Source organism: Amaricoccus macauensis (genome assembly GCF_014201905.1).
Classification (GTDB): domain Bacteria; phylum Pseudomonadota; class Alphaproteobacteria; order Rhodobacterales; family Rhodobacteraceae; genus Amaricoccus; species Amaricoccus macauensis.
Window position 1 is genome coordinate 165,605 of the sequence record NZ_JACHFM010000005.1, and the last position, 12,555, is coordinate 178,159.

Sequence of the window (12,555 nt, forward strand, 5' to 3'; positions counted from 1 at the left end):
TAGCCCGCGCCGCCTCCGGGTCCATGCCGGTCAGCCGGGAAAGACGTAGCCCATGCCGCGCACGGTCTTCACCAGCTGCGGGTGCTCGGGGTCGTCCTCGAGCTTGCGGCGAAGCCGCGTCACGCGGTGGTCGATCGAGCGGTCGTTGCTGTCGTCATCGCGCGGTGGTGCGAGGCGCATCAGGTCGTCGCGGCCCAGCACCTTCCCGGGGTTGGTGGCGAACGCCGCGACGAGATCGACCTCCATCGGGCTCAGGTCCACCGGCCGCCCGGCGCCGTCGACCAGTCGAAAGGCGCGGAGATCGAGCCGGTAGGTGCCGAACGGCAGGCCCTCCACCGCGACCACGGGGCGGCGGCGGCGCAGCACCGCCTCGATTCGGGCGGCAAGCTCCGGCAGTGCCACCGGCTTCGCGATGTAGTCGTCGGCTCCGATCTCCAGCCCGACGACCCGGTCCACCAGATCCCCCGCGCCGGTCAGCATGACGATTCCGGGATCGAGCCGACCGCGCAGCATCCGGGCCAGTTCCAGGCCATCCTGCCCCGGAAGTCCCACGTCGAGCACGAAAAGCGCCGGCGCGTCGCCGTTGGCAAGAAGCCCTTCAAGCCCCGCGCCGTCGCCCGCCGTCACCACCTCGTGCCCGATCGAGCCGAGGTAGTCGGCGAGCATCTCGCGCACATCAACCTCATCATCGACGACCGCGATCCGCGCCATGCTCGCTCCCCGATCTGTGGGATACTTGATACAATCACCGCCGGACTTGGCAAAGGTGCGAAACCGCGCCACGACACGGTATCGGCCAGCGGACGACAGGGCGGACCCGCGACCGCCCGGGGGAAACGTCGGACGCTGTGGGGATCGCCGCGGGAAGGGCCACGGGGACGATATGGTCACGATGCACGAGTCGCCGGCGCCGGGCACGGCCAATCAACGCAACCTTGGCGAAATCCGCGCGGTCCGGACAGTGGCCTGCGCGCTTCTGCTGCTCATCGCGGTCTGCGGTCTCCTGACCGTCCGCGCCGAGCCCCGCGATGCCGTTCCATTCGCCCTAATCTTCATCGTCGCAGCCGGCTCGGTCTGGTACGTCGCCCGCGTCGCCGGTCGCTGGATCCGCCGGCTCCAGCTCTCGGAAGCCCGCCTGCTCGCCGCAGCCGAGGCGCTGCCCGACGGGCTCGTCATCCTCGATCGCGACGACCACATCGCCTATTTCAACGCCCGCTATCCCGACCATCTGGTCGAACCGCTCCGCGACGGCCTCGCCCTCGGCCGCCCGTTCGAGGACTGGCTGCGCGAGGGCATCTGCCACGGGCCGATCTACCACGAGGAGATGGGCCCGGCGTTCCTCGAAAACCGCCTGGCCCTGCGCCAGCGGGGCAAGAACGAGCATGTGCACCGCATCGCCGATGGCCGGTGGCTCAGGATCCGCGAGAACTGCACCCCCGACGGCGGGCGGGTGATCCTGACGACCGACATCACCGAGGAGCGGAGCCGCGCGGCCCAGTTGCGCCTGCTGGCGCTTGCGGTCGAGCAGGCGGCGGATCCGGTGGAGATCACCAGCGCCAGCCACGGCTTCACGTACGTGAACCACGCCTTCGAGACCACGACCGGCTACGCGCCCGAGGAGGTGCTCGGCCGCGAGCCGCAGCATGTGCTTGCGAGCGGCGCGCAGCCGCCGGAATTCTTCGACGCGATGCGACGCGATCTCGAAGCCGGCCGCCCGTGGCAGGGCACCATCGTCAACCGCCACCGCGACGGCCACCTGATCGAACAGGAGACCACCATCGCGCCGCTGCGTGACGACGCCGGCGTCATCACCCACTACGTCGCGGTGAAGCGTGACGTGACCGAGGCGCGCGCCGCCGCCCGGGCGCTCGCGGCGAGCGAGGCGCGATACCGCGCGGTCGTCGACACCCAGACCGAGATTCTGGCCCGCGTCGATCCGGGCGGAAACTGGACCTTCATGAACGACGCGGCGGAGCGCTACATCGGCACGACCTTCGCGGAGATGCGGCGCCAGGGCATCCGCGACGTGGACCTCGTGCTGCCGGAGGACCAGCCAGCCTTCCGCGCGCACATGCAGAAGATCACGGCCGGCCAGCCGACCCAGACGCTCGAACTCCGCGCCCGCCACCCGGACGGCTCGATCCACTGGGAGAACTGGACCCACACCGGCATCTTCGACAGCGAGGGCCGCCTCATCGAGGTCCAGTGCATCGGCCGCGAGATCACCGACCGGAAACTCGCAGAAGCCGCGCGGACCGAAGTCGAGCGGGCGTTGGCCGAGCGCGAGGCGCAGTTCCGCACCCTGGCCGAAAGCGTGCCGGTGGGCCTCGTCATCAGCGAGATCGACAGCGCCCACACCCTCTATCTCAACCCGCGCGCCCGGGCGATCTTCGGCATCCCGCACGGCACGGAAGTCGACAACCTGCTCGACGTCTGGGCGGACCTCGGCCAGCGCGAGCAGCTTCGCGCGCGGATGCTGCTGGACGGCTCGGCCCGGGCGATGGATGTGGACCTGCTGATGCGCAACGGCCGGCGGATCAAGGCGGTCATGTCGGCGACCCGCATCGTCTGGGCCGGCCGCGACGCCATGCTGGTCGCCACCGTGGACATCACCGACCTGCGGGACACCGAAGCGGCGCTGCGCGCCTCCGAGGCGCGGCTGAACGCGATCAACGCGGCAAACCCCGTGCCGATGAACATCGCCCGGCTGTCCGACCGCAAGCTGCTCTTCGTCAACGAGCCCTATCGCCGGCTTTACGGCCTCGAGGGCACGGATCTCACCGGCTTCGATCGCAGCGTGCTCTATCCCGACCCCGCGACCCGCGACTGGCTCTATGGCGAGCTTGCGGCGGGCCGCGAGGTAACGGACTTCGAGGTCACCCTCTGCCGCGTTGACGGCCGCGAGGTGCCGGTGTCGCTCACCTCGCGGCCGATCGTCTTCGAGGGTGAGCCGGCCATCGTCACCACCTCGGTCGACCTGTCGGCGCTGCGCACTGCCCAGACCGAAGTGGCGCGCTCCCGCGAGGCGCTGCACCAGAGCGAAAAGCTGACCGCCCTCGGCGCATTGCTGGCCGGGGTAGCCCACGAGCTCAACAACCCGCTGTCGGTGGTGGTCGGCTACTGCTCGATGCTGCGCGAGATGGAGGTCGAAGACGGCACCCGGGTCCGCATCGAGAAGATCCACGCGGCTGCCGAGCGCTGCGCCCGGATCGTGCGCACCTTTCTCGCCATGGCCCGGTCGCGGCCCCCGCGCCGCGAGGCCGTGGCGCTCGGCGAGGTGGTGCTCGGCGCACTCGATCTGGCCGCCTATGGCCTCAGCAGCGCCGATGTGGCGGTGAACGTCGAGATCGCCCCGGACCTCGCCCCGGTCCACGCCGACGCCGACCAACTGCACCAGGTGGTGGTGAACCTCGTCGTCAACGCACAGCAGGCGCTCATCGGCGCCCAGGCACCCCGCCAGCTGCACCTCCACGCATGGGAGGAAGGCGGTGAGGTGGTGCTCGAAGTCGCCGACAACGGCCCCGGCATGACGCCCGACGTGGCGAAGCGCGTGTTCGAGCCATTCTTCACCACGAAACCGCAAGGTGTCGGCACCGGGGTGGGGCTTTCGGTCTGTCACGGCATCCTCGAAGCCCACGGTGGGCGCATCGAGCTTGACACGGCGCCGGGCTCGGGCGCGCGCTTCCGCCTGCGCCTGCCGCGCTCGACCGAGGGCGCGGTGCTCCGCCCCGCGGACGCCGCCTCCGAGCCCGGGCGTGGCCGGGTCCTTGTCGTGGACGACGAGCCCGAGATCGCGGCGCTTCTCGCCGAGCGGCTGACAAGGGACGGCCTCAGCGTCGCGACCGCCACCAGCGGCCGCCGGGCGCTTGCCGCGATCGAACAGGGTGGCATTGATCTGGTGGTGAGCGACCTGCGGATGCCGGACATGGACGGCACGGCCCTTGCCCGCGAGATCCATCGGCGATGGCCGGCGATGGCCGGCCGCATCCTGATGATCACCGGCGACGCGCTCGGCAGCGATCTCGGCGCGCGCGCCGGCGGCATCGGCCTGCCGGTCTTCGAAAAGCCGCTCGACCTCGGCGCGCTCGCCTCCGAAGTTCACCGCCGCATTTCCGGGATCGCCGCCGAATGACCCGACCGCGCATCCTCGTCGCTGATGACGAACCCGACCTGCGGGCGATGCTGGCAGACTACCTCGAGATGCAGGGGTTCGAGGTCACGACTGCGGCGGACGCGGTCGAACTGGGGGCGAGGCTTGCCGCGGCACCGGCCGACGTGATCGTTCTCGACATCAACATGCCCGGCGAGAACGGTCTGGCCGCGCTCGCCCGGCTCCGCGCCGACGGGCTGGCGGCTGGCGTGATCATGCTGACCGGGGTCGGCACCCTCGAAACCCGACTCGACGGCCTGCACGCCGGGGCCGACGACTTCATGGAAAAGCCGTTCGAGCCTCGCGAATTGCTCGCGCGCGTCCGCGCGGTCCTTCGCCGACTGGAACCCGGTCCCCTCGCCGCCGCTCCCGAGGTTTCGTTCCGGCCGACGCCGATGGGTGCCTGCACTTTCGACCTCAGGGCCCGTTGCCTGCGTGACGCCGAAGGTCGCAGCATCGCACTTACCGCCATGGAGTTCGATCTGCTCGACGTCTTCACCCGGCACCCCCGGCAGATCCTGAGCCGGGCACGGCTTTCCGAACTCGCCCACGGCCGCCCGCTTGAGCCCGGAGACCGGTCGATCGACATCCGCATCACCCGACTGCGCGCCAAGATCGGCGAGGACGCCCGCGCGCCGAAAACGCTCCGCACCGTGCACGGCGAGGGCTACCTCTACGACCCGGACGCCTGACGCCTCCGCGGCGCCCCCATCCGATCTCAGGGACCGAAAAGCAAACCGGCCGCGGAGGGTTGCCCCCGCGGCCGGTTCGATTTCCGTGCCGTCACCCGTTACGCCGGGTGCGGCTCGTGCTCGGGATGCTCATGCCCCGGTCGCACCGAGTGATGCTCCGGCGAGATCAGCGTGTAGAACATCGGCACGACGAAGAGCGTGAAGCCGGTGCCGATCAGAAGCCCGCAGAAGATCACGAGGCCCATGGAGTACCGCGCCGCGGCGCCCGCGCCTTCGGCGATGATCAGCGGCACCACCGCGAGCGCCATGGCCGCCGTGGTCATCAGGATAGGACGAAGCCGGATCTTCGCCGCCGCGACGATCGCGTCACGCTTGGAGAGACCGTGATCCTCACGCTGCTGGTTGGCGAACTCCACCAGAAGAATGCCGTGTTTGGTGATGAGCCCGATCAGCGTGATCAATCCGACCTGCGTGTAGATGTTCAGCGTCCCGAGCCCGAGGTTCAGCGGCAGCACCGCGCCGAAGATCGACAGCGGTACCGACATCAGGATGATGAACGGATCGCGGAAGCTCTCGAACTGTGCCGCGAGCACCAGGTAGATCACGACGATGGCGAGGACGAAGGCGATCATGATCGTGTTGCCTTGCTGCACCTCGAGCCGCGATTGGTCGGAATACTCGATGAAGAAGCCTTCCGGCATCGTCTCGCCGATGATCCGCTGCAGCTCCGCAAGCCCGTCGCCCGTCGTCACACCCGGCAGCGGCAGGGCCGAGATCGTCGCCGAGTTCAGCTGATTGAACTGCTCGATCGCCACCGCGTTCGCCGTCGTCTCGATGCGCACGAGCGAACTCAGGGGCACCATCTCGCCGGTCGCCGCCCGGACGAAGAACTGCCCGAGGCTCTCCGGGTTGTCCCGGAACTGGCGCGGGACCTGCGTGATGATGTCGTAGCTGTTCGAGTCCCGGTCGAACTGGCCGATCGAGCCGCCGCCGACCAGAAGGCTCAGCGTGTTGCCGATGTCGCTCACCGGCACGTTCAGCGCCGCCGCGCGCTCCCGGTCGATCGTCAGCCGCACTTCAGGCGCGTCGAACGACATGGAGTTCTGCACCACGATGAAGCGCCCGGACGCCTGCGCCTTGGCCTTCACCTCGTCGGCCACCTCGACCACGCGGTCAGGGTCGTGGATCGACTGGATCACCACCGAGATCGGCAGGCCGCCACCCGCGCCGGGCAGTGTCGGTGGCGCGAAGACGAAGGCCTCGACGCCGGTCTGTTCCGCGAGCCGCGCCTGGATGTCCTGCTGGATTTCAGCCTGCGACCGGCTGCGGTCGGCCCAGTCCTTCATCACCCAGATGTAGAAGCCGGAGTTCGCCTGCCGGTTGATGCCGGCGATGGAGAACTCGGTTTTCACCTCCTCGATGCCGCGGGTCAGCTCCGAGATGCGGTCGGTGAAGAGCTTGGTGTAATCGAGCGTCGCATAGCGCGGGCCATTCAGCACCGAGAACAGCGCGCCCTGATCCTCCTCCGGCGCCAGCTCGGAGGTCGTCCGGGTGAACATGAAGAACGTCGCCCCGAGCAACGCCACCACGACGAGAAGCGTCACCGGCCGATAGTCGAGCGAGCTCGACACCCGCCGCTCGTACCAGTTCGCCACCCGGTCGAAGGTGCGGTCGACGAACGACTGGAACCGGCTGACCTTGCCGTGGACCAGGAGCCGCGCCGCCATGGTGGGCGTGATCGTCAGCGCCACGATGCCCGAGATCACCACCGCCCCGGCGAGGGCGAAGGCAAACTCCCGGAACAGCGCACCCGTGAGGCCGCCGGTGAAGCCGAGCGGCGCCAGCACCGCCGCGAGGGTGAGCGTCATCGCCACCACCGGCCCGGTGATTTCCTTCATGCCGACGATTGCCGCCTCGAGTGGCGGCAATCCCTCTTCCATGTGTCGGTGGATGTTCTCGACCACGACGATCGCGTCGTCGACCACAAGCCCGATGGCCAACACCATGGCCAGCAATGTGAGCAGGTTGATCGAGTACCCGAGGGCGAGCAGCACGGCGCAGACACCGATCAACGACAACGGAATCGTCGCAACCGGCATCAGGACCGACCGGAACGAGCCGAGGAAGAGCAGGATGACGACGACGACGATCGCGACCGCCTCGGCGATCGTCTTGAACACTTCCTTGATCGACGCGCTGATGGTCTCGGTCGAGTCGTAGACAAGCTCGATCGACATCCCCTGCGGCAGGGCCGAGTTGATTGCCGGCAGTTCCTTCACCACCGCGGACGCGGTGTCGAGCGGGTTGGCGGCCGGCGTCGGGAAGACGCCGATGAATGTCCCCGGCCTGGAGTTGAACGTGACGACCGCCTCGGGCTCGTCCGCGGCCAGTTCGATGCGCGCCACATCCCGCAGCCGCACCACGTTGCCGTCCTCGGATCGGAGCGGCAACGTCCCGAACGCCTCGGGCGTCTGCAGCGTCGTCTGCATGTTGATGTTGTGCAGAACGTATTCGTTCTCGGTCTTGCCGGGTGCCGCGAGGAAGTTCGACGCCTGGATCGCCTGCAGGACCTCCGTCGCGGTGACGTTGCGCGCCGCGAGCGCCAGCGGATCGATCCAGACCCGCATGGTGTAGTTCGACGCGCCGATGATCTGGATCTCGGCAACGCCCTCGATCGTCGACATCCGCGGCCGGATCACCCGGTCGAGATATTCGGTCAGCTGCTCCGGCGTCATGTTCGGGTTGACGGCGGCGAGGTACATGAGCGCGAACTGCATGCCCGTGCCCTTGACGATCACCGGATCGTCCGCCTCGTCTGGCAGCTTGCCCCGCACGCCCTGAACCTTGGAGAGAACCTCGGTCAGCGCCACGTCCGGATTGGACCCGAGCTTCATGTGGACGCTGACGACACTCGCCGACGGCGTCGACTGGGAGGACACGTAGTCGATGTTCTCAGTCGTCGCCACGGCGGCGGCGATCGGCGCGGTGATGAAGCCCTGGATCAGGTCGGGCTGCGCGCCGCGATAGGTCGTGGTGACGGTGACCACGGTCTCCTCGACCTCCGGGTACTCGCGCACCTTGAGGTTGACGATCCCGTAGATGCCGATCAGCAGGATGAAGGCCGCGAGCACCGTGGAAAGCACGGGCCTGCGGATGAAGAGTTCACTGAAATGCATCGACCCGCCCCCCGCGTCAGTTGGCTGCCGCGGGCAGCGGGTTGACCGTGTTGTCGATCTTCACCGAGGCACCGCTCGTCAGCCGGTTCTGCCCGGCGCTCACCACCTCGTCGCCAGCCGAAATCCCTTCCCTGATCTCCACGAGTTCGCCCGAGCGGCGCCCGGTCTTCACGAAGACCTGCTCCACCGTCTGCTTCGCCTGATCTCCCTCGCCCTCGGTGCGCACCACGAAGACCGAGTCGCCGTAGAGGTTCGAGGTCACCACCGTCTGCGGCAGCGCCATCACGCCCTGCTCCTCGGGAAGCTCGACCCAGACGCGGATGAACTGACCCGGGTTCAGGCTCTGCCCGGGGTTGTCGAGCTGGGCGCGCAGGGTGACGAGGCGGCTGTTCTGGTCGATCTTCGGCTCGATCGCGATGATCTTGCCACGCAGCTCCAGATCGCCCACCTCGCTCGTCGCGGCGACGGGCATTCCGATCTTCACCTGCGTGATCTGCTGCTCGGGCAGCGAGAAATCCACCCGCATGTTGTCGAGGTCCTGCAGCGTCGCGAAGACGGTGCCGGCCGGGACGAACTCGCCCACGTCGATCTGCGCGATACCGATCACCCCGGCAAACGGCGCCTCGAGGCTCTTCTGGTTCATGACGGCCGTCAGCTTCAGCACCTGCGCCTGCGAGCTGGAGGCACTGGCCTGCGCCACGTCGAGATCGTTGATCGCCGTCACCCCGCGCTCACGCAGCGTGCGCTGGCGCTCGAGCTGGGTCTGGGCGAGTTCGAGTTCGGCCTGCGAGGCTGCGAGATCGGCCGACTCCACCGCATCGTCGAGCTGCACGAGGCGCTGGCCGGCCTCGACCTTGTCGTTCGGGTTGAAGAGGATCTCCTTGACGATGCCGCTCGTTTCGGACGCGAGGCTCACGCCCTGCGCCGCAAGCGCGGTGCCGATCGCCTCGAAACCGGGCTTCCACGTCACGGGTTCCGCCTCGACCACGGAAACCGTGACCGGCGGCGGTTTCATGCTGGCAAAATATTCACCAATTGCCTTTTCTTTAAACAGGTTGAAGCCGACAATCCCGCCAACGAGAATGACGAGAGCGACGAGCGCGATAATCAGGCGCCTCCACATGCGGATTGGTCTCCAAGTCCCAGCCGCACAAGACGGCTCCCCCCGGCGCACGGTTTCCCGCGCAACACATTGGGCACAAAAGTGTGAGAGCGGCAGGAAAGTCAACCCTGAGAGGGCCGGGCGTGACGCGGGGTCAGGCCGCTTCGGCGAGCAGGAAGCCGGCCTCGCGACCGGTGATGCGGGCCGGCACCACGGCGCCCGGACGCCACGTGCCGGCGAGCCGCGTCTGGGCAAACCCCTCGGTGCGGCCGAGGTCCGGCTTCTCCATCAGCAGCTCGACCCGCCGCCCCGCCATCCCTGCGAGATGCGCCTCGACCCGCGCGGCGCCGAGCGCCCGAAGGCGCGCCGCCCGCTCGCGGATCGCCTCCTGCGCCACCTGCGGCATCCGCGCCGCCGGGGTGCCGCTCCGCGGGCTGAACGGAAAGACGTGCAGCCAGGTCAGCCCGCATTCCTCCACGAGCCGCAGCGAATTCTCGAACATCGCCTCGGTCTCTGTCGGGAAACCGGCGATGATGTCGCCGCCGAATACCACGTCCGGCCGTGCCGCCCGGATCGCGGTGCAGAAGGCGATGGCGTCATCACGCAGGTGCCGCCGCTTCATGCGCTTCAGGATCAGATTGTCACCTGCCTGCAACGACAGATGCAGATGCGCCATCAGCCGCGCCTCGCCGGCGATCGTCTCCACCAGCCGCGGGTCGGCCTCGACCGAATCGATCGACGAAAGCCGGAGGCGCGGCAGATCCGGCACCCGCGCGAGGATCGCCGCCACCAGATCGCCGAGCTTCGGCTCGCCGTCGAGATCGGCGCCCCAGCTCGTCAGATCGACCCCGGTCAGCACCACCTCGTTGAAACCGCGATCGACCAGCCGCGTGATCTGCTCGATCACCGTCGCCGCCGGCACGCTGCGCGAGTTTCCCCGGCCGTAAGGGATGATGCAGAAGGTGCAGCGATGGTCGCAGCCGTTCTGCACCTGCACATAGGCCCGCGCCCGGGTGCCCAGCCCGTCGACGATCGGCGCCGGGCTCTCGCGCTCGGCCATGATGTCGCCCACGTCGACGCCCGTCTCACCATCCCGGAGGCGAGCCCACGCGGCAGGCCGCAGCTTCTCGGCATTGCCGAGCACATGATCGACCTCGGGCATTGCCGCGAACGCCGCCGGATCGGTCTGGGCGGCGCAGCCGGTCACCACCACCCTGGCGCCGGGGTTCTGCCGGGCGAGCCTGCGGATCTGCTGGCGCGCCTGCCGGACCGCTTCGGCGGTGACGGCGCAGCTGTTCACCACCACCACATCGCCGACCCCCGCCGCCTCGGCGAGACCCTTCATCGCCTCGGTCTCGTAGGCGTTGAGCCGGCAACCCATGGTGGAAAAGACCGGGGCGCTCATGCCAGGGCGTCCAAGAACTCGTGCGAGAGCCGCCCCTCGAAGACCAGCGTCGTCGGCCCGGTCATCCAGACCCCGTCGTCGCGCCAGTCGATGCGCAGATCGCCGCCGTCAAGCCGCACCGTCACACCGCGCCCCGTCAGTCCGCGCCGCGCCGTCACGACCGCCGCCGCGCAGGCCCCCGAGCCGCAGGCGAGCGTGATCATCCCGCCGCGCTCCCAGACCCGCATGCGGATCGTCTCGCGATCAAGGATCTGCACCACCTCGACGTTGGTCCTCTCAGGGTAAAGCGGATCGTGCTCGACCTGCGGCCCGAGCGCGGCCAGGTCGACCGCCTCGGCGTCCGGTACCACGAAGACGCAGTGCGGATTGCCCATGCCGGCCGCACCGGGCAGCACGCCAAGCGGCGTCTCGATCGGCAGCGCGTCGAGATCCACCTCGCGCGCCAGCGGCACCGCCTGCCAGTCGAGCACCGGCGGCCCCATGTTCACCCGCGTCAACCCGTCCCCGGCATCCTCGGCCCGAAGCACCCCGCGCCCGGTCCTGAGATCGAGCGCCGTCTGCCCGGACTCCGTCATGAGCAGCCGCGCGACGCAGCGCGTGGCATTGCCGCAGGCGTCGGCCAGCGAGCCGTCGGAATTCCAGAAATCGATCTCCGCCGCCACGCCCGCGCCGTTGCGGATCACCGCAAGCTGATCGAAGCCCACCCCGCGGTGCCGGTCGCCAAGCGCGCGCGCCAGCGCAGGCGTCATCGCCTCGCCACCCGGCCGGGCGTCGACGATGACGAAGTCGTTGCCGAGCCCGTGCATCTTGAGGAACCGCAGGTCCCGGGGCTGGCGCTGATGGCGGTGGGATTCGCCTTCCATGGGGGCGGTATATAGGAGAAGCAACCACGCCGGACCAGTGACGCCGCGCGGTGCTTCATTTTCGCTTCACCATGGCGCGGCTCCGGCCTTGACGGGGCCAGCGATCTCCGTCAATAAGCCCCCGCTGTACCGGCGAAAGCCACACGGGAAACAGTCACTTTTCGGGAGAAGGCAGCGGCAATCCGGGTTGACCGGGAAAGCCGCTCCGAATAGGTCTCCCGGCCTAGTGGGCCCGTAGCTCAGTCGGTAGAGCAGCTGACTTTTAATCAGCGGGTCACAGGTTCGAATCCTGTCGGGCTCACCAGATTGAAGGTCTCGCTGGCAGAGTCGGGCCCGTAGCTCAGTGGTAGAGCAGTTGACTCTTAATCAATTGGTCGAAGGTTCGAATCCTTCCGGGCTCACCAGCGAAAACCAACCCTTCCATCCGAAACGGACAGTGCCCCGCGGGGCGGCGTAGCCATTGCGAGGGCTCAGGCGGTTGCTTGGGAAATCGCGCGCGGCGCTGTGGTCCGCTCGCCGACCCGGTTCGCCTGACGATCAGTAGCAGAGATCGCGGTCGACGTACTGCTTGTTGCCCGCCGACGTGAAATAGAAGCAGCCGCCGCGTGGCCCGAGGTGATATTCCTGCGACGCGGACCAGGTCCCCGGCGTCGAAAGGAGCGCGTGGCTCGAACGCACCGGAGCGGCGTATCGGTCTCGGTTGGCCTTTGCCTCGACGCCCCACTCACACGCGAAGCCATCCCCGTCGCGATCGAGCCCGTCCCGGTCGTAGACCGGTCCGCCCGTCGCGAGGAAATGGCGCTGCGCGGCCGCGGCGGTGGGAAAATCGGCGCAGTCCCTGTCGCCGGTCTCCGCGGCGCTTCGCACGTAGCGCGAGCTTCCGACGGACGCCGACGAACGCGACCCGATGTAGTTCGTGCCACTCTGCCACTCGCCGCGGTTCGCAAGTTCAGCCTCGACGATCAGCAGCTCGAGCGGACCGGATGTCGTCGCCTGCCGACGCCATAGCTCCTCGGTCGACTGGCTCGCATAGGCCTGCGCGAGCGCGGCGTTGCGAGCGAACTCCGGCGGCGGCCCCGGTGTCGCGCAGGCACAAACCAGAGCCGCAGGCAGCAGCCGACACCATCCCCTCATGGCCCCCTCCCGAGCGTTTCCGCGAGAGTGCCT

General features: G+C 68.5%; 8 protein-coding genes and 2 tRNA genes. 4 read left to right on the forward strand and 6 right to left on the reverse strand.

Annotation, left to right across the window (positions count from 1 at the left end):
* Nucleotides 1–30: 30 nt before the first annotated feature.
* Nucleotides 31–711, reverse strand: coding sequence for a winged helix-turn-helix domain-containing protein (locus tag HNP73_RS20050; RefSeq protein WP_184154338.1), 681 nt, complete (start codon nucleotides 709–711; stop codon nucleotides 31–33).
* Between the two features lie 181 nt (nucleotides 712–892).
* Between HNP73_RS20050 and HNP73_RS20055 the strand changes: the two genes are divergently transcribed.
* Nucleotides 893–4,132 carry a PAS domain S-box protein gene (locus HNP73_RS20055; protein ID WP_184154341.1) on the forward strand — a complete coding sequence of 1,080 codons (3,240 nt, stop codon included), beginning with the start codon at nucleotides 893–895 and terminating at the stop codon, nucleotides 4,130–4,132.
* Nucleotides 4,129–4,842 (forward strand): response regulator, encoded by a 714-nt coding sequence (locus HNP73_RS20060; protein ID WP_184154344.1) that lies wholly within the window; start codon nucleotides 4,129–4,131, stop codon nucleotides 4,840–4,842. The genes HNP73_RS20055 and HNP73_RS20060 overlap by 4 nt, the downstream gene beginning before the upstream one ends.
* A 98-nt stretch (nucleotides 4,843–4,940) precedes the next feature.
* Here HNP73_RS20060 and HNP73_RS20065 read toward each other — a convergent pair whose 3' ends face one another.
* From HNP73_RS20065 to dapF, 4 genes are all read right to left on the reverse strand, one after another.
* Complete coding sequence (locus HNP73_RS20065; protein ID WP_184154346.1) at nucleotides 4,941–8,018, reverse strand: efflux RND transporter permease subunit; 3,078 nt, start codon at nucleotides 8,016–8,018, stop codon at nucleotides 4,941–4,943.
* Nucleotides 8,019–8,034: 16 nt separating this feature from the next.
* Nucleotides 8,035–9,141 carry an efflux RND transporter periplasmic adaptor subunit gene (locus HNP73_RS20070; protein ID WP_184154348.1) on the reverse strand — a complete coding sequence of 369 codons (1,107 nt, stop codon included), beginning with the start codon at nucleotides 9,139–9,141 and terminating at the stop codon, nucleotides 8,035–8,037.
* Between the two features lie 133 nt (nucleotides 9,142–9,274).
* Nucleotides 9,275–10,525: a tRNA (N(6)-L-threonylcarbamoyladenosine(37)-C(2))-methylthiotransferase MtaB gene (gene mtaB / locus HNP73_RS20075; protein ID WP_184154350.1), complete on the reverse strand. Its 1,251-nt coding sequence runs from the start codon at nucleotides 10,523–10,525 to the stop codon at nucleotides 9,275–9,277.
* Nucleotides 10,522–11,388, reverse strand: a complete 867-nt coding sequence (dapF, locus tag HNP73_RS20080; RefSeq protein WP_184154352.1) for a diaminopimelate epimerase — start codon at nucleotides 11,386–11,388, stop codon at nucleotides 10,522–10,524. Before dapF ends, mtaB begins: the two co-directional genes overlap by 4 nt.
* Nucleotides 11,389–11,616: 228 nt before the next feature.
* Here dapF and HNP73_RS20085 point away from each other — a divergent pair.
* Nucleotides 11,617–11,692 (forward strand) — tRNA-Lys (locus tag HNP73_RS20085).
* 25 nt (nucleotides 11,693–11,717) lie between these two features.
* Nucleotides 11,718–11,792, forward strand: a tRNA-Lys gene (locus HNP73_RS20090).
* Between the two features lie 133 nt (nucleotides 11,793–11,925).
* On the opposite strand, the gene HNP73_RS20095 is transcribed toward HNP73_RS20090, so the two are convergent.
* A complete protein-coding gene (locus HNP73_RS20095; RefSeq protein ID WP_184154354.1) occupies nucleotides 11,926–12,522 on the reverse strand; it encodes an excalibur calcium-binding domain-containing protein in 597 nt (198 codons plus the stop codon).
* Nucleotides 12,523–12,555: the final 33 nt, after the last annotated feature.

Excerpts from the sequence above, each read along its gene's own strand:
- HNP73_RS20050 (WP_184154338.1), bottom strand. The coding sequence starts at position 711 with ATGGCGCGGATCGCGGTCGTCGATGATGAGGTTGATGTGCGCGAGATG.
- HNP73_RS20055 (WP_184154341.1), top strand. The coding sequence starts at position 893 with ATGCACGAGTCGCCGGCGCCGGGCACGGCCAATCAACGCAACCTTGGC.
- HNP73_RS20060 (WP_184154344.1), top strand. The coding sequence starts at position 4,129 with ATGACCCGACCGCGCATCCTCGTCGCTGATGACGAACCCGACCTGCGG.
- HNP73_RS20065 (WP_184154346.1), bottom strand. The coding sequence starts at position 8,018 with ATGCATTTCAGTGAACTCTTCATCCGCAGGCCCGTGCTTTCCACGGTG.
- HNP73_RS20070 (WP_184154348.1), bottom strand. The coding sequence starts at position 9,141 with ATGTGGAGGCGCCTGATTATCGCGCTCGTCGCTCTCGTCATTCTCGTT.
- mtaB (WP_184154350.1), bottom strand. The coding sequence starts at position 10,525 with ATGAGCGCCCCGGTCTTTTCCACCATGGGTTGCCGGCTCAACGCCTAC.
- dapF (WP_184154352.1), bottom strand. The coding sequence starts at position 11,388 with ATGGAAGGCGAATCCCACCGCCATCAGCGCCAGCCCCGGGACCTGCGG.
- HNP73_RS20095 (WP_184154354.1), bottom strand. The coding sequence starts at position 12,522 with ATGAGGGGATGGTGTCGGCTGCTGCCTGCGGCTCTGGTTTGTGCCTGC.